21 protein-coding genes and 1 tRNA gene are annotated in these 24,800 nt (G+C 45.8%); 1 reads left to right on the plus strand and 21 read right to left on the minus strand.

Annotated features, from left to right (window positions below):
• Positions 1-141 precede the first annotated feature (141 nt).
• From C8268_RS03350 to nrdR, 3 genes are all read right to left on the minus strand, one after another.
• Positions 142-2,913 (minus strand): endo-beta-N-acetylglucosaminidase, encoded by a 2,772-nt coding sequence (locus C8268_RS03350; RefSeq protein WP_106766370.1) that lies wholly within the window; start codon positions 2,911-2,913, stop codon positions 142-144.
• 633 nt (positions 2,914-3,546) lie between these two features.
• A tRNA-Ala gene (locus tag C8268_RS03355) sits at positions 3,547-3,619 on the minus strand.
• A 166-nt stretch (positions 3,620-3,785) separates the two neighbouring features.
• Positions 3,786-4,262, minus strand: coding sequence for a transcriptional regulator NrdR (gene nrdR / locus C8268_RS03360; protein ID WP_106766371.1), 477 nt, complete (start codon positions 4,260-4,262; stop codon positions 3,786-3,788).
• Positions 4,263-4,398: 136 nt separating this feature from the next.
• Here nrdR and C8268_RS03365 point away from each other — a divergent pair, with 136 nt between their 5' ends.
• Complete coding sequence (locus C8268_RS03365) at positions 4,399-4,632, plus strand: alpha/beta-type small acid-soluble spore protein (RefSeq protein ID WP_106766372.1); 234 nt, start codon at positions 4,399-4,401, stop codon at positions 4,630-4,632.
• A gap of 72 nt (positions 4,633-4,704) precedes the next feature.
• Here the strand turns inward: C8268_RS03365 and C8268_RS03370 are convergent, their stop codons facing one another.
• The 18 genes from C8268_RS03370 to icd all read right to left on the minus strand — a co-directional run bounded on the left by C8268_RS03370 (position 4,705) and on the right by icd (position 24,750).
• Complete coding sequence (locus tag C8268_RS03370) at positions 4,705-5,268, minus strand: lytic transglycosylase domain-containing protein (RefSeq protein WP_106769821.1); 564 nt, start codon at positions 5,266-5,268, stop codon at positions 4,705-4,707.
• Positions 5,265-5,861, minus strand: a complete 597-nt coding sequence (coaE, locus tag C8268_RS03375; protein WP_106766373.1) for a dephospho-CoA kinase — start codon at positions 5,859-5,861, stop codon at positions 5,265-5,267. Before coaE ends, C8268_RS03370 begins: the two co-directional genes overlap by 4 nt.
• A gap of 9 nt (positions 5,862-5,870) precedes the next feature.
• Positions 5,871-6,587 carry a sporulation membrane protein YtaF gene (gene ytaF, locus C8268_RS03380; protein ID WP_106766374.1) on the minus strand — a complete coding sequence of 239 codons (717 nt, stop codon included), beginning with the start codon at positions 6,585-6,587 and terminating at the stop codon, positions 5,871-5,873.
• Positions 6,588-6,689: 102 nt separating this feature from the next.
• Entirely contained in the window at positions 6,690-7,523 is an 834-nt protein-coding gene (gene mutM / locus C8268_RS03385; protein WP_106766375.1) for a DNA-formamidopyrimidine glycosylase, read from the minus strand.
• A 75-nt stretch (positions 7,524-7,598) separates the two neighbouring features.
• The gene (gene polA, locus C8268_RS03390) at positions 7,599-10,256 is read right to left on the minus strand and encodes a DNA polymerase I (RefSeq protein ID WP_106766376.1); all 2,658 of its coding nucleotides are present in this window, start codon (positions 10,254-10,256) and stop codon (positions 7,599-7,601) included.
• A gap of 171 nt (positions 10,257-10,427) precedes the next feature.
• Entirely contained in the window at positions 10,428-11,087 is a 660-nt protein-coding gene (phoU, locus tag C8268_RS03395) for a phosphate signaling complex protein PhoU (protein WP_106766377.1), read from the minus strand.
• A 35-nt stretch (positions 11,088-11,122) separates the two neighbouring features.
• On the minus strand, positions 11,123-11,878 hold the full coding sequence (gene pstB, locus C8268_RS03400) for a phosphate ABC transporter ATP-binding protein PstB (RefSeq protein WP_106766378.1): 756 nt from the start codon (positions 11,876-11,878) through the stop codon (positions 11,123-11,125).
• Positions 11,879-11,941: 63 nt separating this feature from the next.
• Positions 11,942-12,817, minus strand: coding sequence for a phosphate ABC transporter permease PstA (pstA, locus tag C8268_RS03405; RefSeq protein WP_106766379.1), 876 nt, complete (start codon positions 12,815-12,817; stop codon positions 11,942-11,944).
• Positions 12,818-13,750: a phosphate ABC transporter permease subunit PstC gene (gene pstC / locus C8268_RS03410; protein ID WP_106766380.1), complete on the minus strand. Its 933-nt coding sequence runs from the start codon at positions 13,748-13,750 to the stop codon at positions 12,818-12,820.
• 26 nt (positions 13,751-13,776) lie between these two features.
• Positions 13,777-14,727 carry a PstS family phosphate ABC transporter substrate-binding protein gene (locus tag C8268_RS03415; protein WP_106766381.1) on the minus strand — a complete coding sequence of 317 codons (951 nt, stop codon included), beginning with the start codon at positions 14,725-14,727 and terminating at the stop codon, positions 13,777-13,779.
• A 146-nt stretch (positions 14,728-14,873) separates the two neighbouring features.
• The gene (locus C8268_RS03420; RefSeq protein WP_234032658.1) at positions 14,874-16,028 is read right to left on the minus strand and encodes a methyl-accepting chemotaxis protein; all 1,155 of its coding nucleotides are present in this window, start codon (positions 16,026-16,028) and stop codon (positions 14,874-14,876) included.
• A gap of 162 nt (positions 16,029-16,190) precedes the next feature.
• Positions 16,191-16,919 carry a response regulator transcription factor gene (locus C8268_RS03425; RefSeq protein ID WP_106766382.1) on the minus strand — a complete coding sequence of 243 codons (729 nt, stop codon included), beginning with the start codon at positions 16,917-16,919 and terminating at the stop codon, positions 16,191-16,193.
• A 94-nt stretch (positions 16,920-17,013) separates the two neighbouring features.
• Entirely contained in the window at positions 17,014-18,804 is a 1,791-nt protein-coding gene (gene pnpS / locus C8268_RS03430) for a two-component system histidine kinase PnpS (RefSeq protein ID WP_106766383.1), read from the minus strand.
• A gap of 204 nt (positions 18,805-19,008) precedes the next feature.
• Positions 19,009-20,574 (minus strand): fumarate hydratase, encoded by a 1,566-nt coding sequence (locus C8268_RS03435; RefSeq protein ID WP_106766384.1) that lies wholly within the window; start codon positions 20,572-20,574, stop codon positions 19,009-19,011.
• Between the two features lie 242 nt (positions 20,575-20,816).
• Entirely contained in the window at positions 20,817-21,683 is an 867-nt protein-coding gene (locus C8268_RS03440; protein ID WP_106766385.1) for an SDR family oxidoreductase, read from the minus strand.
• Positions 21,684-21,922: 239 nt separating this feature from the next.
• Positions 21,923-22,342, minus strand: a complete 420-nt coding sequence (locus C8268_RS03445; RefSeq protein WP_106766386.1) for a hypothetical protein — start codon at positions 22,340-22,342, stop codon at positions 21,923-21,925.
• Between the two features lie 159 nt (positions 22,343-22,501).
• Positions 22,502-23,443 carry a malate dehydrogenase gene (gene mdh / locus C8268_RS03450; protein WP_106766387.1) on the minus strand — a complete coding sequence of 314 codons (942 nt, stop codon included), beginning with the start codon at positions 23,441-23,443 and terminating at the stop codon, positions 22,502-22,504.
• Positions 23,444-23,457: 14 nt separating this feature from the next.
• On the minus strand, positions 23,458-24,750 hold the full coding sequence (gene icd / locus C8268_RS03455) for an NADP-dependent isocitrate dehydrogenase (protein ID WP_106766388.1): 1,293 nt from the start codon (positions 24,748-24,750) through the stop codon (positions 23,458-23,460).
• Between the last annotated feature and the right edge of the window lie 50 nt (positions 24,751-24,800).

Raw genomic sequence — 24,800 nt, forward strand, 5'->3', positions numbered from 1 at the left:
AGAAGCTGTTCCAAAAGTCATCTAAAGATGATTGAACTGCACCCCAATAGTTAGACACAATTAATTATTGGAGATGCAGTTCATCAATAACTACTTTTCCTCTCCTTACACTTGTATCACGAATGAGAACGTAGGCTTCCCTCACTCCACAGTAATATTTTTTGCCTCGGACATATTGCCCTTATAGTCCTTCAGTTTGATACTGATCACCGATCCCTTCTCCGGTACCCGCATTCCACTAAGATCATGATATCCTCGGATAAAATAATCTGTTATGGTGCCGTTGTATTTCTTCGCTGGCCGTACTGGCTCGCCATTAATAGTTACGTACATATGCCACCAATCTTTTGAGGAAGGCACGTCAATTCCCAATGTTGCGCCATTGATATAGTAACCGCCGTCGAAAGGTTCGGAGTAGCTATCTTTCATTTTCCCTGTAAAACTAACCGTATCTATGACTTCGCCCTCCGCATCCAAGGTGGATATGTTCAAGAGATATCGGTCATCGTCTTTGACGGGTACTTCGAACTTGGCAGCGCCCCGTTTCTTATCAACGGTCTTGGTGTACGTGTCCTCTCTGCCATCGGTAAAGCTAAGATCCAATCGAACCTCACGGCCTCGGTTTCCTTTGCTCCAACTGACATCAAATCCATCACTGAGCTCAGTGACCTTCACATTCGAAATGAAGTTTTTCCGATCGAGTGGAATAACAACCGGTTCACTCTCCGAATGATCCAGGCCGACGGCAATCAATTTAAGGGAAACGGCATGTTTATCCAGGTTTTTAATATAGAAATTGTCGTCATAAACGCCGCCCAAGAACACCTCTTTACCATTATTCAACTGAGCGTACAGATGGTACTGCTGCACCTTGCTGTAATCTTCCCGCTCCCATGCGACATTGACTTCACCCGTATCGAACCTGTTATCCATTTCGAAACCCGTTGGCTTGCTCGGCGTATAGTCCTGCCCATCCGTAATCTTCAGCTCGCCAATGTTGACCTGGTAATTGGAAATCTTCTCCCCATTGGGATCAAACGCAAGGCCCAGCACAGCAATTTCACGGTCCGCATAAGGACTTAAATCGAGTTCCTCCGTAACATAGCTTTTTGTCTTCTTGCCGCTGTCAGGTATTGTAATGTATTCAACTTGATCAGGAGCATCCTTGAAGATGAGTCCTAGTTGAATCTCAGAACGATCCTTGGATGATGATTTGTTATACGTCATCGAAGCTGTTGATGAACTCTTGACATCCAGGTCCGTTTTGTAAAGACGCAGAAAGTTCTTCGCATCGAGTGTTCCATTGACAACAAGAGAACTGCCACCTTTGTAACCTCCGATAGATTCATAAGTGAACTTGTCACCTTTTTCTACAGCATCTCCATAATCAAAGTCTGCCTGCAGCCTGGTACCCTCGGTATCGATCCACCACTGCCACGTTGGTAAAATATCCTGCAGATTCATGTTCGACCACTCTTCGTCATTCGAGATTTTGCCATTCACATAATACTCCATGCCATGTCCCGTATTGAAATTCGTCACGAAGGTAGTTCCGTCAACAACCGAACGCTCAGTAATATATCTGGAAATACCGGTCCATTCTGAAGCGTCCTTCACCGCCACATCTGGCCGTGCATACCCCTTCTGCTCCTCCGTATCCGTTGGATCGATCTTAACGCCGGTATACCACATGCGCTCACGCTCTGCAATCATCCACTGATGATCGTCATCGGCTCGGAGATTTTTGCTGGGATCTCCTAAATTTTCGTCTAAAGCATGCTGAACAAAATTACCACCTAATGTTGCAATCGACGTCATCGGGTTTCCTGTCTCCGGGTCCAAGATGACATCCATATTACGAGTCGAGTTGTGGTTACCTCCAAAGCCACCCATTCCAGCCTCTACACCGGAAAAGACCGTTTTCAGTGGGTCTATGCCTCTACGCTCTGCTTCTTTAACCGTTTTGTTAATATACTGCTGATTTGCGCTGTCTCCATTGTTCCAGCCATCTGGAGAATTCCAGTTATAGTTCATGAAGACTGATTTGTTAATCGTTCCGCCCATTTCATCATCTCGCAGAAAAGAACTGTGTGACGGGATCAGAGACGGCTGATAGGACAGTTTCCCTGCCTTATCGTCTACCGTGTCATACCACTGGGTATATACTCCTGCATCTACCAGTGTCTTAGTGAAGGCTTTATATTTTTCGATATGCTCAGGTTTGATCGAGGTTTCCTGGTTGAAGAAGTACCCGTCAAAACCGAAGTATTCCTTTATTTCAATGAGCTTCTCGGCTACCGGGAATGAGCCGTCTTCCCGCTGTCTGAGTAACAGATCATAAGGCTGTCCTGCGCGAGGGATAAATATCGTACCTATGGATTTCACGCCGTTTTTGTGCGCTGCATTTGTATACGCGGGGTTAGGTAAGTCCAAGACTCCGAACTCGAATGCTCTCTTCTCCCACGACTCCGTAGGATCAAACAAGCTCGGAGGCACATCCTCTGTTGCTTGCCCATGCCAGCCGCCGTAATAATCGGTATACTGCCAGAAATTAAACAAATAGTTCGAAAATTCATTGTTGTAAGGTGTAGCCCCAAAGAAGTAGTTATCATAATCTCCGGTCAAGTTGAAAAACTCGGTTTCCGGACTTAGTTTCGGATTAGCCTGCGTAGGTGCAAATGCTTCGTTTCTGGTTTGCAAAGGCACATGGGCTCTTAATCGTTCTGCATGTGGGTCTGTCTCCGGATTCCAACGCTCAATATCCACAGCACGGTAACCGTGTGTGACGGGTTGATTCTCTCCAAAGACAGCATTACCAGTTGGCGGCATGGCGTCACCTGCAAATACATGAAGAGGATTTGATGTAAGCGTTAACATAATTGCTGTTAAAAGTGCAGTTCTTCCTTTTCTCACGGATCTGTCCCTCCTATAAAATGTTATGATAGTCTACTGCGTAGACGAACCATTCAAACAACGAACATATAGTTCTACCTTTGGCAGGAACGAAGTGACTGTATAGTCACCAATATGTTAATACACCTCCATATATACCTTAAGCTTCAGAACACGAGTCCTTCAAATACCACCTCCCTTTCGAGTTTATGCACTTCCAAGATCATAAATCTCTAAAGCATTTACGATCTTAAACCTAATACTAATGGATCAACTATACATTTCTTTGTAAAAAAGGTCATTTTTTTGCTTAAAAAGGACATGATAGTTATCACCATACAACGCTTCTTGCAGTAGCTGGTTTGGAAAAACAATTATATTGTAAATCATTTAAATTCAATTAATAAATAATCTGATTACTACATAAACAAAACAAAAAGTTACGAATCTAAAGAGAACGATTAAAAAAAAGACATGGAGACATTATATTTATAAAAAACAGCGCCGGGTTCCCAACGCTGCATGTTCTCATGACCAAAATATGATTGCTATCTTCAAAAAATCGAATATCGTCCCCAAACCAATTTAGATATGTTTTTTAATTTCGTCCTATAAAAAAACAAAAACCCTTGATCATCAAGGGTTTTTCTTCTATGGAGCCTAGGGGGATCGAACCCCTGACCTCTTCGCTGCCAGCGAAGCGCTCTCCCAGCTGAGCTAAGGCCCCTTAATTATTTATTTGCTTTCAAACAGTTACTTTAATAATATATCATAGCATTGTATAACTTGCAATCATAATTTTTAAGAATCCGGAGAAAAAAGCCCTCATAACTCTATTCATACCTTCAGAGGACTTTTTCTCGTCCATATCTTACAGCCTAAGGCTGTATTCATTACGATTCCGAATCCGGCATAGCCCCTTTGGACAGCAGGTTTTTCAATTCTTTCATAAACATGTTGATGTCCTTAAACTGCCGATACACAGAAGCGAATCGAACATAAGCAACCTCATCAACCGGATACAGCTGTTCCATCAGAAGCTCACCGATCTGACGACTCTCTACTTCAGCGGCAGCAGTGTTGCGAAGAGCAACCTCGACCTCAGACACGATACTATCCAGCTGATCGACAGATACCGGACGTTTCTCACAGGCACGGATCAGGCCGCGCAGCACCTTTTCACGGCTAAATTCCTCGCGGCTACCATCTTTCTTAATGACCATGAGCGGAGTCTCCTCCACGGTCTCAAACGTTGTAAAACGACGGCTGCACTGTTCACATTCTCTTCGGCGGCGAATCGATTTATTCTCGTTAGCCGGGCGAGAGTCAAGCACCTTCGTTCCGTTATAACTACAATATGGGCATTTCATAAAGCGTAAATCACTCCCTTTTAATAAGCTAAAATTGTGCTTCATCCATCTTCCATTAAATGGACTACATTTCATGGTTATGAAGATTGCAATTCCGAGACATAATACCTGTACCAACTCAAGGAGGTGAACAAATATGGGACAAGGCGGTAGCAGCAGAAGCAGCAACAACCTCGTTGTACCTCGTGCAACTGGTGCTCTGGAGCAAATGAAATATGAGGTTGCTCAAGAGCTTGGTATCAGCATTCCACAAGACGGTTACCAAGGTAATATGACTTCCTACGAGAACGGTTCGATCGGGGGATACATTACCAAGCGTTTGGTAACGATGGCCGAGCAACAATTGGCTGGTCAACAATCCGGTCAATAATTATTCGTCATACAAAGAGTGTTTGGCAGGCTTGTTAACAAGCCTGTCCAATGCTCTTTTTCGCGTTATTCTCTAGAATGTGTCATACACGTCAGTGTACTGATTGTAATAGTAAATGACTCTCTGTACATAGTGACGGGTTTCCCCAAAAGGTATGTTCTTAACATCTTCATAGGTCCCGTCCCATATCCCCTTTTTTATCCAGCTGCGAACATGCCCCGGTCCTGCATTGTAAGCTGCAATAGCAGCGATCGGATTCCCGTCCAGATCATCGTGTAATTTCTTAATATACCATGTTCCCAGCTGGATATTAGCATCTGTTTCATGCTTTACACTTTCTAACGATATCGTGGGCAGCTTGGCCATTTCCATAGCCCAGGTAGCTGTATCCGGCATAAGCTGCATAATACCAAGTGCCCCTTTTTTCGACTCCTTACCCGGTTTAAAGTTTGTTTCTACCCGGATAATAGAGGCGACCAGAAACGGATCGACATCATAGTGAATCGCATGCTTACGAATTTCGTCTTTATAATGAATCGGGTAAAACCATTTCATCCAGATATCATTCATAAAAAGTATGGCTATGAACGAAACCAGTAAAACGAGCAGCACACGTTTTTTACGAAGCCAGCTCATGATCTGAATAACCTTTTCCACAGCTCGTCCACTTGATCGCTTGTCTTCTCAAGAGTTCCACTGTTATCTATAACTTCATCAGCCAACTGCTTCTTCTGCTCAATGTCCATCTGGCTATTTAGCCTGGCTTCTGCCCGTTCTTTCGTAATGTTATCACGCTCCATCAACCGATGAAGCTGTATTTCCCTTGGTACATAAACGACAATAATCTTTTCAAAAAGTGACTGCAGCTCTGATTCATAAAGCAGTGGAATGTCCACCACTACCAATCGATCGGGATAAGCTGCTTCATAATCCATCATCTGCTTGCGTATCTCACGGCGTATCGCCGGGTGAGTAATCTCATTTAGTGCTTGCCGCTTTTTTTCATCATGAAAAATGATCTCGCCAAGCTTCTTCCGGTCCAGCTGCCCATCCGCCTGGATAATATCTTGTCCAAAATACGCGGCGACCTCTGCCAAAACCGGGTGGCCCGGGAGCATAACCTCCCGGGCGATCACATCCGCATCCACGAGGAGCGCTCCCTTCCGGGTCAGCATGGAGGATACGGTGCTCTTTCCTGTTGCAATTCCTCCGGTTAAACCGATATTCATGATTTCACCTCACAACAACTTCATTATACCCATGAAGATTAGTAAAAACGCTGGCATATATGAGATCAGTCTCATACCGCCTTTGGAAGCGACCCGAAACCCGATTTTCATGCCGAGCACAAGAAACACTCCGCTAAACAATGCCACCACCCCCGCTGTAGCCAAAGGGGAAAATCCGAGCATCGCAGCGCCAAGTCCGGCACCGAAAGCGTCAAGGGATAAAGCTGTACCAAGCCAGACAGCTTCCCATGATGTAATGCTGCCGGAGTCATCCATATCCGCACGTGCAGGACTTCTTAATATCTGGATAACCAGACCAAACTTGCGGATTTCCCAGGAGAACACTGCCATTTGAGCCATTTGAGGATATGACCCGCTGCCAGCAGCAGACGTTATCCTTGCTTTATTTGTCCTGGTCGGAATCTGTTTTCCTTTATCATCAGAGCGAGCCATACCGCTCCCAAGCTGCTGAATGAAGGACCAAACTCCCAGTGCAATAAGGATAAGCGCACCAATCATCGAAGCGATTGCAGGGGATAGCACCTGCTGAAGCAGCGCTCCAGCCTGCATCGAAATATAAAGCACCAAACCCGAACACAGCGAAATAATGAGTACAGATAACAGCGGGATTTTCATTCTGCGCAGCCCATATGTAACGCCAGCCCCAAAGCCGTCCAAGCTTAATGCCAAAGCCAGCAATACAGGCGAAAAAAGAAGAGTAAGCACCCATTTCCCTCCCTATGGCCGGTAACGAGCCTTTCGGCATGTTTTCGGCTAGTTCTCCAAGTAGTATATGGGTACAGGAAGGGATGGGTGCACGCCTATAAATTAAGGATTAACAGGTTGACATTTCAGACAAAAATGTGTGCCGCGGCCGCCAACGACCGTTTTCATAACAGGTGTACCGCAGTTATTGCAGGGCTCGTCCTTTCGTCCGTAAATACGCAGACTATGCTGGAACATCCCCATCTCACCTTGTCCATTTACATAGGACTTAATCGAAGAGCCGCCTGCTTCCACGGATTCCGTCAGCGTATCGATAATGGCCTTATGAACCGTTTTTAACTCCGCTTCGCTCAATGTATTGGCATTTCGTTCAGGATGGATGCCTGACCGAAACAGTGCTTCATCTACATAAATATTTCCGATTCCGACGATATATGATTGGTTCAGCAAAACGGTTTTGATTTTTGTCTTTTTGCTGGAGATGATTTCCTTAAAGATCTCGAACGTAAACGCATCATCCAACGGTTCAATTCCCAGCTTCGAAAGTGGAGGATGATTGAACTCCTCGCCGGAAGGAAATAAATGCATTGTTCCAAACTGCCGAACATCCTTATAACGCAGTTCAGTCCCATCATCAAAATGAAAAATGACATGTGTATGCTTTTCCACCGGATCTTCGGCAGAATACAGCCCGTATCGCCCCTCCATCCGCAGATGGGAGACGATCACCAAGCCATCAAGTTTGATTCTCAGAAACTTTCCGCGTCGTTCCACACGTTCTATCGTCCGCCCCTGCAACAGAAAGGCGAAAGCCTCACTATCATCCGGGCGCTGGATGATCCGCGGAAGCTTTACTGTAACACGTTCTATATGCTTTCCACAAATAAGTTGATTTAATGTGTTTTTTATCGTTTCTACTTCCGGTAATTCCGGCATGATGTCTTCACCTCTACCCCATTATAGCGGATGTGAAGCTCAAGCGGGACTACGGTTTTTGGAAAAAAACTGCTCTTACTTTGCTTCGTACCAGTTCCTGCCATAGCTTACTTCCGTCTTCAGAGGAACTGCCAATTCCAGTGCCTTGCTCATCACTTCCGGTACGAGCACTTTCATCGTTTCAATCTCTTCCTCAGGCACTTCAAACACCAGCTCATCATGTACTTGAAGCAACATACGACTCTTTAATTGACGTTCACGCAAAGCAGCATCCATATGAACCATAGCCAGCTTGATAATATCCGCTGCTGTTCCTTGAATCGGTGTGTTCATGGCAGTCCGCTCGGCAAAAGATCTCATATTGTAATTGCTGGCATTGATCTCCGGTAAATAACGTCTTCGTTCCAGCAAGGTTTTGACATATCCAAGCTGTTTGGCCTGCTTCACAATATCATCCATATAATGACGAACGCCCTGGAACACCTCAAAATATTGATTGATAAATTGAGCTGCCTCTTTCCGTGTAATATTCAAATTCTGAGACAATCCGTAATCACTGATTCCGTACACAATCCCAAAATTGACAGCCTTGGCCGAGCGGCGCATGTTTGAATCCACATCGTCTTTACTCACCCCGAAAACGTCCATTGCCGTCTTCGTATGAATATCCATGTCATGCAAGAATGCTTCTTTCAGACGATCATCATCCGAGATATGAGCAAGAACACGCAGCTCGATTTGGGAGTAGTCTGCCGCGAGAATGAACCAACCCAGCTCAGATGGCACGAACACTTTGCGAAGCTTACGGCCTTCTTCCAGACGAATCGGTATATTTTGCAGGTTCGGAAATTGGCTGCTAAGCCGTCCGGTTGCTGCAATCGTCTGACGATAATACGTATGCACCTTACCGGTTTGCGCTGATATTTCCTTGAGCAGCCCCTCAACGTAGGTTGATTGCAGCTTCGACAGTGTGCGGTATTGCAAAATATAGCGGACTATTTCATGATATGGAGCCAGCTTTTCCAGCACTTCCGCATCTGTGGAATAACCGGTTTTTGTCTTCTTGATGACCGGAAGCTCCAGCTTCACGAACAAGATCTCACCAAGCTGCTTCGGAGAATTCAGATTAAACTCCGTTCCGGCAATCTCATAAATTTTTTCAACTAAAGATTTGATCTGTTCCTCAAATTCATGACCAAGCTGCTTTAAGTCTTCTACGTTCACAGCAATCCCCTGCTTCTCCATGTCAGCCAAAATGCGAGAAAGCGGCATCTCAAGGTCATGGAACAACGGCAGCATTTCATTATCGCTTAGTTCATTTTCCTGAAGCGGTACAATTTGAGCGATGGCAGCGCATTTCCGTGCGAGATGGATGCTGAGCGTTTCCTCGTCCGGTATTTTGTATTTCGCTCCTTTACCAAACACATCCTCATCCGGGGACAAGAAGGATAATCCATACTTTGCCGCTAAGCTGCTAAGCGTTTGATTCGAATCCGTTGGGTCGAGCAAATAAGCAGCCAGATGCACATCGAAGGTAGCACCTGCAAACTCGATACCCTGCCAGTGCAGTGCCAGATCTATGCGGTGAAGATCATAACCTCGCTTAGGAATACGGCTATCAGCCAGCCAGCTTCGAATGGGTTTCGCCGCATCCTCTTTCAGCAGCTCGAACGGCATATAATATTGAACCTTCTCCGTCCCCAGTACGATACCGATTACACTCGCATGATGTGGATTTTCTCCATAAGTCTCCACATGCATCGCCTGGACTTGATCCAGTATACTTGCAACTTCGGGCAGTTTTTCCGCATCTACCCTTACCACTTCAACTTCAGCTTCCGGCTGCCTTGATTCTGCATCCCCCGCTCCGCCTGCACTCAAGTTTAACCGCTCCAGCAGTGACTTGAACTCAAGCTTTGCCAATGCAGGTCCGGCCGTTTCCTTGTTTAATCCATCAAACTTCATATCATCCCAGGACTGTGTGAGCGGCACTTCACGAAAAATAGTCGCCAGCTTTTTACTGAGAATAGCCGACTCCGCATTGTCTTGAATTCTTTCTTTCATTTTGCCTTTCAGCTCATCCGAACGGGCCAATACTTGTTCAACAGAGCCAAACTCATGAAGCAGCTTCAGGGCTGTCTTCTCGCCAACCCCCGGTACACCGGGGATGTTATCTGACGCATCACCCATCAGACCTTTTAAATCAATAATCTGCTCCGGTGTCAGATCATACCGCTCTTTAATCTGCGCGGGGCCGTATTGCTCGATCTCCGTTACCCCTTTGCGGACCATACCGATCGTGACATGCTCGGACGCTAGCTGCAACATATCCTTATCCCCGGAAATGACCATAACCTTGCGCCCCTGCTCATCTGCCTGCCGGGTAATCGTTCCGATTATATCATCCGCTTCATAGCCGTCAATTTCGAATTGAGCAACTCCAAGTCCGTGTAAAAGCTCTTTCAGCAGCGGGAACTGTCCAGACAGCTCCGGCGGTGTTTTCTCTCGTTTTCCTTTATAGTCCTGAAAATCCGCATGACGGAACGTTTCTTTCCCCGCATCAAATGCAACCATCATATGTGTAGGCTTATGTTCGTCAATTAGACGAAGCAGCATCGTCGTAAATCCATAAACAGCGTTTGTTTGCTGCCCACTGGCATTCGTCAGCGGGGGCATCGCAAAAAACGCACGGTAAATAATGTTGTTCCCATCGATCACAATCAACTTGTCCATTCAGGCACCTACCCCTTTTTTACTTCCTTCACACATGATAACATAGGTTCCCCATAAAACCGAAGACCAAGCCCTCACCTTATGTAAATTTATAGAAAAAACCACATGACACGTCTTTGGCAAAATTACTTAAAAAGATAAAAAAACGCCGGCTTTCGCCGGACGTTTTCTTTATTGGTTGAGATCCGGACGATGTCCGGTCACCAGATAAACCGTGCTTTCTCCGATATTCGTTGCATGATCGGCAATCCGTTCGATATAGCGGCCGACCATGACGAGCAGCATCGCCTGATTGGCTGTTTCCGGGTCACCCGCCAGATGAGAGAACAGATCATGCAAAATTACGCTGTACAAATGATCTACCTGATCATCGACTTTAGCCATTTTATAAGCCAAGTCCGTATTTTCAGTCAAATAAGACTCAATCGATTCTGATACCATGGAGCTTACAATTTCTGTCATTCGAGGGATATCTACAAGCGGCTTGATCAGCTTCTGGCCTTGCAGCCGAATCGTTGCCTTTGCGACGTCACGTGCCAGATCACCCATCCGTTCCAGATCACTTGCGATCCGAAAAGCAACCAATATTCGGCGCAAATCCTTCGCTACAGGCTGTTGAGTGATAATAAGACGGGAGCCGATATCCATAATCTGCTCTTCCATTTCGTTTAATTGGACGTCCTGCTTTACAACACTTTGAGCTTTTTCTATATCCAATGTTTGAAGTGATGACACGGCATCCGCCAGTGCCTTCTCCATATGTTTACTCATATCCCGTAGCAGTGTTCTCAGCTCATCCAGCTGCTGATCAAATTCAATTCTCCGAATCATGTACATACCCCTCCAGTTCAAAATGTATTAAACCATTAACCAAAACGACCAGAAATATAGTCCTCAGTACGAGGGTCAGATGGTGTGGAGAACAATACTTCCGTATCCTCCGACTCGATGACCTCACCATTCAGGAAAAATACAGTCCGCCCTGAAATCCGCGCAGCCTGATGCATGTTGTGAGTAACCATGACAATGGTATATTTACTCTTCAACTCCTGAACTAATTCCTCAATTTTGAGCGTGGAGATCGGATCGAGTGCAGAAGTTGCCTCGTCCATCAGCAAAATATCAGGCTGAACGGCCAAGGCACGCGCAATACAAAGACGTTGCTGCTGTCCCCCGGACAAGCTGAAAGCAGAGCGCTTCAAATAATCTTTTACCTCTTCCCACAGTGCAGCCTGCTTCAAACTTTGCTCCACAATACCGTCCAGCTCCGATTTATTCCGAATACCGTGCAGACGTGGACCGTATGCTATATTATCATAGATCGATTTAGGAAACGGGTTCGGCTGCTGAAATACCATCCCCACTTGTTTACGCAAAGCTTCAACATGGACTTCATCACTGTAAATTTCGGTGCCACCGATCTTTACACTTCCCTCAATCCGTGTCCCCGAAATCATATCATTCATTCGGTTCAGAGTACGAAGCAATGTTGATTTACCGCAGCCGGAAGGACCAATAAACGCCGTCACTGTTTTTTCAGGTATGTCAAGATCCACATTTTTCAGCGCATGATAAGAATCGTAAAAGAGATTCAGCTTCTCAATTTGTATTATGGCTTTCATAAAATAATCATGTCTCCTTCTTTTCGAACATTCACGCTATCGATAATGAAGTTATATTGGAGCCTAGGTGTTCTTCTGATACTTTTTGCGAATCCAGATGGCCAAGAGGTTCATCGTAAACAGCATAATCAACAACAGGATGATACCCGAGGCAGCCAAATCGTGGAACTCCTCATTCGGTCTGGATATCCAGTTATAAATTTGAATCGGCATGACCGAGAATGAATCCAGCAGATTTTCCGGCAAAAAGGCAACATAGGTAAGCGCCCCGATCATAATAAGCGGTGCCGTTTCTCCAATCGCCCGAGACAGAGCTAAAATAACCCCTGTCATAATACCTGGCATAGCGGACGGCAAAACCGATCCGGAGACCGTCTGCCATTTCGTTGCACCCAGAGCGTAAGAAGCATCACGCCGATTTTTCGGCACTGCCCTGAGCGCCTCTTGAGCGGAGACAATAATAATTGGCAGAACAAGCAGCGTCATCGTTAAGACACCGGACAGCAAGCTTCGACCCAAACCGAAACCGCGAACGAAAATCGCAAGGCCAAGAATACCATATATAATAGAAGGAACACCTGCTAGCGTACTGATATTTAACTGAATGAGACGCACCCAGCGTTTTTTGCCAGCATACTCTTCCAGAAATATAGCAGCACCAACGCCAAGAATGAATGACAACGGAGCCATGAGCAAAAGCAGGTAGACAGTGCCGACAATCGGCGATTTCATCCCTGCACGCGAGGCGATCCGAGAAGGATAATTCGTAAATAATTCTGGCGAAAGCCGATGAAGACCGTCCATCAAAATGGTTACAATGAGCGCCATCAACGCAACGATACCGATACTCGTACAAACCAGGAAAATCATGTGCAGGGTGCTATCGCCGCGACGTCTGCGGGTTATTTCTTTCGTTTCCCCCAGATTCATTGATTCCATCTAATATTCCTCCCTGAAACGGCGAGCAACCCACTGCGCCAAGATGTTAAGAAAAAAGGTAATCACGAACAAGGTTAGACCAACGGCAAATATCGTCCCGTACTCAAGCGTGCCACGCGGAACGTCACCACTGGTAACCTGGACAATGTATGAAGTCATCGTCTGGATGCTTTCGAGCGGATTCAAAGTTAAGCGCGGTGTCGCTCCTGCGGCTACCGTAACGATCATTGTTTCGCCAATCGCACGGGAAAATGCCAGCACGAACGAGGACACGACGCCGGAGATCGCTGCAGGCAACACGATTTTGAGCGCTACTTCAAAGCGAGTAGCACCAAGTGCATAAGCTCCATGTCGAAGGCTCTTCGGAACTGCACGCATCGCATCTTCACTGAGAGATGAAATCATAGGCAGCACCATGATCCCGACAACAATACCTGCACTCAACGCGTTGAACAGACCCATGTCGGGAAATATTTTTTGCAACATAGGCGTAATCGTCTCAAGTGCAAAATAACCGTACACAATGGTCGGTACGCCAGCAAGAATCTCCAGAACCGGCTTTACAATCCCACGAACCCGGGCAGGCGCATATTCATTCAAATAAATAGCGGATGCCAAGCCGATAGGCACTGCGAAAATAATCGCAATGCCTGTAATCAGCAATGTGCCGCCCAGCAGGGGCAGCACGCCGAATTGTTGTGGGGAGAGTATTGGACTCCATACCGTTCCTGTCAAGAAGTCCCAAATCGGAACCTCCTTGAAGAATAAAATGGATTCCTGTAGAAGTGTGTACACAATACCGATGGTGGTAAATACCGTAAGCACTGCGCATATCCCTAGAAAAAACGGAATGATTTTGTCAGAAATACGCGTTTTGCTTCTGCGGAACGTCATGTTCCCGGAACTTCCCGCCATGGATGTTGTTTTATTCATTCTTCTCTTCCCTTTCTATCCATGACTTATAAACCTAATTTTTCTTTTTCCTGTTGATACTGATCATCTTGAAGCGGTACGAATCCAACTTCACTCGCCAGCGCTCCAGCGTTGCTCAAGTAGAAATCCAGGAAAGCCTTCACTTCAGGACGCTCCATTTCCTTCTTGCTTACGTAAACGAACAATGGACGGGACAAAGGTGCATAACTGTTATCCTTGATTGTCTCTGCATTCGGTGAAACCGTAGCTGTTCCGTTATCGATCGGAACGAGCTTCAACTTGTCCTGGTTCTCTTCGTAGAAGGAGAAGCCGAAGTAACCGATCGCTTTCTTATCACCGGCTACGCCCTGAACGATCGCATTGGTGTCTGCACTGAATGTAATTTGGCCATCATTACGGCTAATCTGCGCTTCGCCATTAATGGCTTCTGTAAAATAGTCAAATGTTCCATGGTCTGTACCAGGCGAATAAATTCGAATTTCCTCTGCTGGCCAGCCTTCACGTATATCTGCCCATGTTTTCACTTTGCTTTCTGGCTCATATATTTTTTTCAATTCTTCAATCGTAAGCTTATCGACAAAATCATTCTCCGGATTGACAACGACAGCCAGCCCGTCATAGGCTACCATAACCTCGTGATATTCAAATCCTTTTTCTTCCGCTTCCTTAGCTTCATTATCCTTAATTGGACGGGATGCGTTCGTCATAACGATTTCGCCATTGATGAAACGTTTAAAGCCAGCGCCTGTTCCACCTGTTCCGATCGGAACCCGAACATCTCTGTTCTCCATTCCGAATTCTTCAGCAACGGCCTCTGTAAGCGGATGTACTGTGCTGGACCCGTCAATTTCAATCGTTCCGGAAAGACCAGCTCCCGTGTCGCTCTTATCCCCGCCACCGCATGCTGCGAGCACTGTGCTCAACATCAGTATCAATGCGAGAATCCCTGCTGTTTTACGACCCCTTTTACTAAACAAACCTATCCACTCCTTCAGATCTGGTCTACTAACCACTATTACAATATCGATATTAAAGCTGGAATGTAATTTCAGTTATCGAGAATTGTAAACTCTGTGTAAAATCTTTAACAATTCACAAGAATTATAGACTATTTTGGAGAACTTTAGGAATCTTGCAAGTCTATCATTTCCATTTCCCCCTTGATCTGTTTAATCAGAGCGCTCGCCTCCTCTGTCAGATCATGGACCTGGCCACCGCTATCGCCAACTTCCTTGGCCACTTGCTCCAACTGAACAAATATGTGCCCTCCCTCGGCTACAGCGCTCTCACAGGAACGAATATCCTGCAGACTGGACGCTGAAGCTTCAGCCGTTTCTGTAACGAGACGGTGAATCTGTATGAGCAGATTGGAGATGTCCTCCGATAAATTCCGTATCTGTTTCGCAAAGCTCTGAACTTCTCCAGCAACAATCCGAAATCCTTTCCCATGCTCACCCGCGTGTGCTGCTTCAATCGAAGCGTTAATGGCTAACAGTTTGCTGTGATCGGCAAGACTCGTAATTTGTTTAGTCATCGAGGAAATATGATCAGCATTTTGCAAAAGCTGCGAAACGGAGTCAGCCCTTTGCTCTATACTGCTAACCAGCCTTTTATATGAGCTGCTTACATGTTCCAGCTTTTCATTTCCGGACTGAGACCATTCCTTTATGACTTGGCTTCGAGCCTGAGTTACCTGAGCCGCACTTGCAACCTGGTTTAAAGACTGTTCAATCTTAAGAGTATGAGAGATACTTTCATTTAAAATAAATTCCCGCTTGCTCTCCGCTTCCTTCTGCAATGATGTTGAAAGATGCAGCAAATCTTGCACTGTAAGCACACCAAGAAGCTTGTTCTGATCCGTCATAAGAACACAGTCATAGAACTTCGATTCCTGCCGATTCAATGCTTGATGAAGCAGCTTTGACAGAGGCAAAGATATATCTGCCATCATCGGCTGCATATCTGCTATATAAGTTGCCGGGCGATGATCATATATTTCTCTGGAAAAACGGCCTGTCATCCGGCGGAACATATCGTCTCTCATGATGAGTCCCTCTGGTCTGTCTGCTTCCCGGCAATAAACGATACATGGAAGCTCCGGATTGGACTTGAAGATGTCCATCACTTCACGGCAGGTCTCAAGCATCCCGATGACTGGAACCTGTCTACATAAGAAAAGTGCGGAAATATGCTGCGACTGTGCACGTTGATCGTTTAGCATCCGTTCATTGTTGTTCACAGTTGTTGATCTATGTAACTTATGTTGAAGCAGCGTCATGAGTCCCACCCCTTATATGGTTCTTTAGACGCATCTTATCGAAGTAGTATTAACAGAATGTGATTGCAATATGAAGGGAATGTAAACTCGAAAAGTTTTTTATGTCTTTTTACCTGTAAGAAGTTTCGAATTTGTGAATGATATATAAAAAAGCTCGCATCATTATTCCATGATGGGAGCTTTTTTAGGGTTGACAACCAGCTTGTAGCCTACACCCCGAATCGAATCGATAAAAACCGATTCCGGGTCCAATTCCAGCTTTTTACGAAGAGAGCTGACATGTACGTCGACTGTCCGCTGTCCACCAATATAATCGAATCCCCAAACCGCATTCATAAGATCATCCCGGGTTAAAACAACGCCCGGTTTTCTAGCTAAATATAGCAACACTTCAAATTCTTTAGGCCGAAGGTTGATGTTCTGACCACCAAGCCGAACTTCATATTTATCTGGAAAAATCTCGAGCTGCCCGAGCGTAATTACGTTCTGCTGATTTTCTGTCTCCTTGACTTCCTCAGCATGTCCGGAAACCCTGCGCAAAACGGCAGAAACCCGGGCCAGCAATTCCGACACACCAAAAGGCTTTGTAATATAATCGTCAGCCCCCATTTTAAGTCCCTGAACGACTTCTTCCTCGGCATTTTTCGCGGTCAAAATAATGATCGGTGTCCTTAATCCCTTCTGACGCAGCTTCTCCAAAATATGAAACCCATTCATGCCTGGAAGCATGACATCCAGCAATATCAGATCAAATGATTGCTCACACGCCCGGTCATAACCTGCCGTTCCGTGTTCCTCCACGGTGACGTCAAAACCTTCCTGTGTCAAATTATACGACAATAGCCGTGACAGTGTAGGTTCATCCTCAATAACAAGCAAACGTTGAGCCATGATGTTAACCCCGCCCTCGAAAATATATATTTTTATTACTTGTCACAGTATATCAACAGAATGTTAACCCAATGTTAAGCATGAATATAACTTTCTAATCATTTTCTTGGAGCAGCGGCATTTCAATGACAAAGGAGCTGCCCATGCCGACCTCGCTCTCGACCTTAATTGTCCCGTGATGCAGATCTACCAGATGCTTCACGATCGATAATCCGAGCCCCGTTCCGCCCGAGCTGCGCGAACGAGCTTTATCCACCCGATAAAATCGCTCAAAGATACGCGGCAGATCTTTTTTGGGAATTCCGATCCCTGAATCCATGACGGTAAACTCCACGGTATCCCCCTGTTCAGCTCGGTGCATATCCCTCACGGTCAATTGAACTCGCCCGCCTTCCTGCGTATAGTTAATCGCATTAGAAAGCAGATTTGTGAATATTTGTCTGAGCTTGTCCTCATCGCCCTCCATAAACAGCTCTTCCGGAACTTGCATACTGAGGCTGATTCTTTTCTTAGCTGCTTCAGGCCGCATAAATTTCATTAACGATTCAAAAAACGTAGACAGATGGATCGGTGAATACTCCACTGCTATCCGTTTTGACTCAATCTTGGACAATTCCAATATATCCCGAATCAACCGGTTCAGCCTTTCAGACTCATCATAAATAATTTGCAGGAATGATCGCGAGGTCTCATCATCCTTTACGCCTCCCCCGAGCAAAGTCTCGGCAAAGCCCTTCACCGCCGCTAGCGGAGTCTTCAACTCATGGGACACATTGGCAACAAACTCGCTTCGCATCCGCTCCAGTCGCCGAATATCAGTTACATCCTGAAGCAAGAACAGCATCCCCCGATACGTTCCATCTTCTTGCAGCAAAGCCACTCCGTCCAGGCGTACAATCGATTCCATCGGAAAATACAAGCTGCGCTCTTCACGAAAATTGTTTCGATGCTCCAGCCCCTCTTCCATAAGCTTGGTAAGCTCATAATGCTGCCTGAGTTCCCTGTAGGATTTGCCTGTCACATTATCAGCCTTGATGCCTAGCATCTGCTCTGCTGCTCGATTCACCAGCACTATATTCCCGTCATGCCCAAGCATGACAATACCGCCTGTCATATTATCAAGGACGCTTTGCAGCATCGCTTCGTTGTCCTTGATCGTCTGCAATTGGGTTTGAAGACTGTCAGCCATTCCATTGATCGCATATGCCAATTGGCCAATCTCGTCCTTGCGATGAAACCGAACTCTGGCATCGTAGTCCTGTCTTGTAATTTGCCTTGCAACACGTGTAATTTTCTCAAGCGGGGAGGTCAGGCTTGCAGCTACCCTATAACTTACAAAAGCCGCAAGAACGAACAGTATAATAATCCCTCCGCCCATCACTGCCCAGCCTTGCTTAACACCTTGGTCTACCTCTTTCAAGCTCATGGACAAGCGGATATATCCATCATAATCCCCCTGCTTCACCGGCAGCGCCACATAAAGCATATCTTGCCCAAGCGTGCTGCTGTAACGAATGGCACTGCCGGCCCCTTCCTCCTTGGCCTGAAGCATCTCATCACGATACGCATGGTTATCCATGGAGTCCGGGTCCTTCTCCGAATCGCCTATTACCGTCCCGTCCTTCAAAATAAATGTTACTCTGGCTTCCGTTAACGCATCGAGCTGACGTGACTTCTCTGTGTAATATTGGATTTTCTGTTCCCTCTCAAGAGGCGGAAATTCCATAGTCGCCTGCATAAGCTTGATTTCACGAACCATATTATCTTCCAAAATGGCAATATGGGACTGTTTGAATACATTCGCCATGGCAAACCCTGCACCAAGCATGGACAGCCCTATCAATGTCATCATAATAAATGTAAGTCGATTACGAAACGGTCTCATCCATCTCTTCCTTTTACGGTGAAATTGTAACGATTCTACTCTGCTTTCCATGATAAACTTCATTTTCATCAACCGCAACGTTCAAATGATGGACGAAAAAAATGATCTGTCCGTTCTTCGATGGATATAAAAAAGTATCCCTCGGCAAAAACTTACTTCCGAAGGATACTGAAAAATACTAATAAAAAATTAGGCTGTTGATGTTTAACTGAACACAGGCTCCTTGAACATTTCCAGCTTGGCAGCTGAGTCCTTGCCAACATCCGCATGAAGGCTGTTGCCGTGTGAGTCCATTGTCACAATAGCCGCAAAGCCATCGACCTCCAGATGCCACATCGCTTCAGGAATTCCAAATTCCATAAAATCGACGCCGTTCACTTTCTTAATACACTTGGCATAGTATTGCGCCGCACCGCCGATTGCGTTCAAATATACGCCGCCATGTTCCTGAAGCGCTTTTAGCGTTTTGGGGCCCATACCGCCTTTGCCGATGACCGCCCGAATACCAAACTTCTTTAAAATTTCTCCTTGGTAAGGTTCTTCCCGGATGCTTGTCGTCGGTCCCGCCGCCTTCACATGCCAACCCTCATCATCTTTAAGCATCACCGGACCGCAGTGATAAATAACCGCGCCGTTTAGATCGATCGGTGCATCATGATCCATCAAATGTTTGTGCAGAGCGTCTCGTCCCGTATGTATTTCTCCACGAATGACGACAACATCACCAACCTTGAGGCTGCGGATCTGCTCTTCGCTGATCGGAGTTTGCAGCACCACTTCCTTCCTCTTAGGCTGTTCTTCTTCGTTTAATGAAAACTCGGAAACCGGTGCTTCAGCCGTTGCCGTATCTGTATCCGACATCTTGATCCCGCTTCCGCTTTCATACAACCATTCCTGAATTTGACCGCTTGTTGCATCGATCAGTACGCCTTGACGTCGAAACGCCCAGCAGTTATATGCAACCGAGACAAAAAAACTTGCCGGAAGCCTGTTCATGGCACCAACCTTACAGCCGAGAAGAGTAACTTCTCCACCAAAGCCCATCGTACCAATTCCAAGCTTGTTTGCGTTTTTCATAATATAATCTTCCACCTTCTGCAGATCCGGATTCGGGTTCACATCATCAACATGACGGAACAACTGCTGCTTGGCCAGTTCATATCCCGTCGTCCGATCGCCTCCGATGCCAACTCCGATAAAACCGGCGCTGCATCCTTGCCCTTGTGCCTGGTAAACCGCATGTAAAATACATTTTCGAATTCCATCCAAATCCCGACCGGCTTTCCCCAGCCCTTCAAGCTCTGTCGGCAGGCTGTATTGAATATTTTTATTCTCACAACCGCCGCCCTTAAGAATTAAACGAATATCTATCGTATCCTGTTCCCACTGTTCAAAGTGAATGACAGGCGTTCCAGATCCCAGATTGTCGCCGCTATTCTTTCCCGTCAAAGAATCGACAGAATTCGGACGGAGCTTCCCGTCTTGGGTTGCACGAACGACCGCTTTGAAAATATCCTTCTTCATTTCAATCTGATTAGCTCCAACTGGAGTATGTATAATAAACGTAGGCATGCCAGTATCCTGACAGATCGGTGAAATCTCTTTTTCCGCCATCTCTATATTATCCGCAATCGTAGTCAGCGCCAGACCCGCCCGAGTAGCAGAATCCTCAGCCTCACGCCCCCGTTTGACCGCTCTGCGGACATCACCGGGGAGGTTGGTTGAAGTTTCCACAATAAGCTGATAAACACTTTCTTCAAAATGCTTCATGTCTGATTACTTACCCCTCTCTTTTATGCCAGTTAGCTGTGCACTGTGATCTAAAACACACCCTTCAGTCCTATCATATCATACTAAAAAATTCATGAAAGGGTTTTCTTTAAATTTGTGATTCTTTCAATCTAAATACTCATGGTTCAACATAAAAAGGCCCTGACTACCGCTTTAAGCGATACAACAGAGCCTTTTGATCACATTATATTTGTTTCTCATATAAGCTGATGATTCATCACTTAACCGTTAATAACCTCGCCGCCATTAATATGGATCACCTGTCCGCTCACATAAGAAGAATCGGATGAAGCAAGGTACACATATGCCGGAGCTAGCTCTTCAGGCTGTCCCGGACGTTTCATCGGCTGGCTTGCACCGAACTTGCTAACTTGGTCTGCTGGAAATGTCGATGGAATCAGAGGCGTCCAGATCGGGCCTGGCGCTACACCGTTAACACGAATCCCTTTGTCCACGACATTCATCGATAAGGAACGGGTGAACGATACGATGGCTCCTTTCGTTGACGAATAATCAAGGAGTTCGGGGCTTCCCCGATAAGCGGTGATCGACGCCGTATTAATAATTGCACTGCCTTTGCCAAGATGCGGCATAGCGGCTTGTGTCAAATAAAACATTCCGAAAATATTCGTTCGGAACGTCCGCTCCAACTGTTCTTTCGAAATATCTTCAATCTTCTGCTGCGGATGTTGTTCAGCCGCATTATTGACGAGAATATCCAACTTGCCAAGCTGCTCCACCGTCTGCTTCACTGCATTTCGGCAAAATGCATCATCACCAACGTCGCCAGCGATAAGGTTGCATTTGCGGCCTTCCTGTTCTACTTGACGCTTCGTTTCTTCCGCATCTTTATGCTCATTTAAATAAACGATGGCGACATCTGCACCTTCCTTGGCGTAGAGGACCGCTACCGCTCTGCCGATCCCGCTGTCTCCCCCAGTAATTAAAGCAACCTTTCCTTTAAGTTTGCCGGCTGCCTTGTATTCACTGGATTCATATGCTGGATGTGGATTCATTTCTGTCTCCGTTCCGGGGCGATGATCCTGATGCTGTGGGGGGAGCGTTTGATTTTGTCCGTTTTGTGCCATATTTCATGCTCCTTTCAGTTCTTCTGCTTGCTGTTTATGGCCAGCATCGCTGTTAGGATACGTTAGACCCGGCCATATTATCAAAACCTCTTATGATATGTTCATTACCACAGTCAAAGGTTAATCAAACGAAAATGACACGATTCTATGCTACTTTTAAAACTTTCAGACAAATGACAGTTCAACAAAAAAAGCCACCCCAATTACATTGGAGTGACTTCTTCATTTAAACGCTAAAATTAAATTTGGTATACCATAAAGATGATCATCACAAGCAAGCTGAGCGCCAGCAGCAAGCTGAATGTGCGAAGTTTGCCTATATCTTGCTTTATATCCCGCTTCTCACGAATGCCTGCCAAAGCACTTTTGAGAGGCTTACCCATTATGCCGCCAAAAGCAAACATAGCAAGAAGCAACAAAGACACAATGACCATCCAAGCTACTGAATACTCACCCTTGGACATAATGTAACCGCCAGTTATAAGTTGGACAACCAAGCCGTACTGGGCAATACGATTCGCTAAACGAACGGTGTTGATCGCACCTTCCTGAGCATTTAATGATAATTTTTGAAGACTGCCTACGACAAATGGAATAATCAAATAGAATCCAACCGCAGCGGTTCCGATCATATGTAGCAGATAAAAAATGCCGCCCATTATACTCCTCCTCCAATCAAAAAGATGTGATATATTTTACACTTGTTGCACTGACCCATATTATACTGAACAAAACCCATAAAGAAAAGCAATCCCGCTCCTAAAATGTGGAACAGGATTGCTTTGTTCATTCAATCGTCAAAAATAGATAGAACTGTATTAGAGCTTCACCACGGAAGTAACATTGCGAACGGATTCAGCAGATTTATCAAGTGCAGCTTTCTCCTGAGCCGTTAAATCCAGCTCAAATACTTTCTCAATACCGTCACCCCCGAGGATAACCGGTACGCCCATGAACAAGTTATCATAGCCGTACTCGCCTTCCAAAAGGGCAATGACCGGCAGAATACGTTTCTTATCCTTCAGGATTGCCTCTGTCATCTGTACCAGGGAGGCAGCCGGTGCATAGTATGCACTGCCGTTACCCAGGAGATTGACGATTTCACCGCCTCCGACGCGTGTACGCTGCACAATCGCTTCAATACGATCCGCCGGAATCAACGTGTCGATCGGAATGCCACCGACACTGGAGTAGCGAACGAGGGGAACCATGTCATCCCCATGTCCACCCAGAACAAACCCGCGTACATCTTCGACGGATACGTTAAGCTCCTGAGCAATGAATGTGCAGTACCGGGCAGTATCCAGCACACCAGACTGACCGATTACCCTGTTTTTAGGGAAACCAAGCGTGTTGTAAGCCACATATGTCATAGCATCTACCGGATTGCTCAAAATAATAACGGTAGAGTTAGGAGCGTGTTTCTTCACGTTTTCACAAACGGACTTCACAATTCCCGCATTGGTATTGACAAGATCATCACGGCTCATACCAGGCTTACGCGCTATGCCAGCGGTAATGATAACAACATCAGAATCAATGATATCTTCATAACTAGACGTCCCAACGATATTGCAGTCAAAACCTTGAACCGGGCTTGCTTCCAACATATCAAGAGCCTTCCCTTTGGTAGGATTCTCAAGCTGTGGAATATCTACAAGTACAACGTCGCCCAATTCCTTCTGTGCAAGCATAAGTGCAGTGGTTGCCCCTGTAAAACCGGCACCAACTACAGTTATTTTTTTACGAGTAATGGCCACGATGATTGTCCCCCTTACATATTTTTAATAATTTCGTTCGCGAACTCAGAGCATTTCACTTCAGTAGCATCATCCATCAAACGAGCGAAATCATATGTTACCGTCTTGTTATTGATCGACGTCTCCATCCCTTTGTAGATTAGATTAGCCGCTTCCTGCCAACCCAGATGCTCAAGGAGCATAACGCCGGACAAAATAACGGAACCCGGGTTCACAACGTCCTTGTCAGCGTACTTCGGAGCCGTTCCATGAGTAGCTTCGAAGATGGCATGTCCTGTTACATAGTTGATGTTCGCTCCAGGAGCGATACCGATACCACCAACTTGAGCAGCAAGAGCGTCGGATAGATAGTCACCATTCAGGTTCAGCGTTGCGATGACATCAAAGTCTGTAGGACGTGTCAGTACCTGCTGCAAAGCAATGTCAGCAATAGCATCCTTAACGATGATCTTACCTGCTTCTTCTGCAGCCTTCTGTGCTGCATTTGCAGCATCTACGCCGTCTTTTTCCTTGATGATATCGTACTGTGCCCAAGTGAACACTTTATCTCCGAACTCCTGTTCAGCCACTTCATATCCCCAGTTCTTGAAAGCACCTTCGGTAAACTTCATGATGTTGCCTTTGTGAACGAGCGTTACGCTCTTGCGGCCATGCTTGATAGCATATTCAACAGCAGCCCGAACAAGGCGCTTGGTACCTTCAGAGGATACTGGCTTAATACCGATACCGGAAGTTTCAGGGAAGCGGATTTTGTTCACGCCCATCTCTTCCTGAAGGAATTTAATGACCTTCTTAACCTCTTCAGAACCTTCCATATATTCAATTCCTGCATAGATATCTTCTGTATTCTCACGGAAGATGACCATATCCACCAGTTCAGGACGCTTCACTGGAGAAGGAACGCCGTTAAAATAACGAACAGGACGCAAGCAAGTGTACAGATCAAGCTCCTGACGCAAAGCCACGTTCAAAGAACGGATTCCACCACCGATTGGCGTTGTAAGCGGTCCTTTGATCGCTACGATATACTCGCGAATAGCTTCAAGCGTATCATTAGGAAGCCACTCCCCATATGTATTAAACGCCTTCTCACCGGCAAACACTTCGTACCATGCCAGTTTTTTGGAACCGTTATATGCTTTCTCAACAGCTGCGTCAAGAACACGCTTAGATGCTCTCCAAATATCACGGCCTGTCCCATCACCTTCGATAAATGGAATGATCGGATGGTTTGGCACCTGCAGCTTTCCGTTATCAATTGTAATTTTCTCGCCTTCGGTAGGTAGTGCAAATTTCTCAAGTTTCATAAGTATGAGTTCCTCCTTTAAAGTAATTGCTTCTTTATAAATCCCATTAC

The organism is Paenibacillus faecalis, assembly GCF_900289175.1.
GTDB classification, from domain to species: domain Bacteria; phylum Bacillota; class Bacilli; order Paenibacillales; family Paenibacillaceae; genus Paenibacillus_AQ; species Paenibacillus_AQ faecalis.

Bases quoted from the DNA above. Each gene is read 5' to 3' on its own strand.
- phoU (WP_106766377.1), bottom strand. From the start codon at position 11,087: ATGATTCGGAGAATTGAATTTGATCAGCAGCTGGATGAGCTGAGAACA.
- C8268_RS03365 (WP_106766372.1), top strand. From the start codon at position 4,399: ATGGGACAAGGCGGTAGCAGCAGAAGCAGCAACAACCTCGTTGTACCT.
- mutM (WP_106766375.1), bottom strand. From the start codon at position 7,523: ATGCCGGAATTACCGGAAGTAGAAACGATAAAAAACACATTAAATCAA.
- pstA (WP_106766379.1), bottom strand. From the start codon at position 12,817: ATGGAATCAATGAATCTGGGGGAAACGAAAGAAATAACCCGCAGACGT.
- nrdR (WP_106766371.1), bottom strand. From the start codon at position 4,262: ATGAAATGCCCATATTGTAGTTATAACGGAACGAAGGTGCTTGACTCT.
- coaE (WP_106766373.1), bottom strand. From the start codon at position 5,861: ATGAATATCGGTTTAACCGGAGGAATTGCAACAGGAAAGAGCACCGTA.
- polA (WP_106766376.1), bottom strand. From the start codon at position 10,256: ATGGACAAGTTGATTGTGATCGATGGGAACAACATTATTTACCGTGCG.
- C8268_RS03435 (WP_106766384.1), bottom strand. From the start codon at position 20,574: ATGAAGCATTTTGAAGAAAGTGTTTATCAGCTTATTGTGGAAACTTCA.
- C8268_RS03440 (WP_106766385.1), bottom strand. From the start codon at position 21,683: ATGGCACAAAACGGACAAAATCAAACGCTCCCCCCACAGCATCAGGAT.
- C8268_RS03370 (WP_106769821.1), bottom strand. From the start codon at position 5,268: ATGAGCTGGCTTCGTAAAAAACGTGTGCTGCTCGTTTTACTGGTTTCG.
- icd (WP_106766388.1), bottom strand. From the start codon at position 24,750: ATGAAACTTGAGAAATTTGCACTACCTACCGAAGGCGAGAAAATTACA.
- pstC (WP_106766380.1), bottom strand. From the start codon at position 13,750: ATGAATAAAACAACATCCATGGCGGGAAGTTCCGGGAACATGACGTTC.
- C8268_RS03420 (WP_234032658.1), bottom strand. From the start codon at position 16,028: ATGACGCTGCTTCAACATAAGTTACATAGATCAACAACTGTGAACAAC.
- pnpS (WP_106766383.1), bottom strand. From the start codon at position 18,804: ATGAGACCGTTTCGTAATCGACTTACATTTATTATGATGACATTGATA.
- C8268_RS03425 (WP_106766382.1), bottom strand. From the start codon at position 16,919: ATGGCTCAACGTTTGCTTGTTATTGAGGATGAACCTACACTGTCACGG.
- C8268_RS03445 (WP_106766386.1), bottom strand. From the start codon at position 22,342: ATGGGCGGCATTTTTTATCTGCTACATATGATCGGAACCGCTGCGGTT.
- pstB (WP_106766378.1), bottom strand. From the start codon at position 11,878: ATGAAAGCCATAATACAAATTGAGAAGCTGAATCTCTTTTACGATTCT.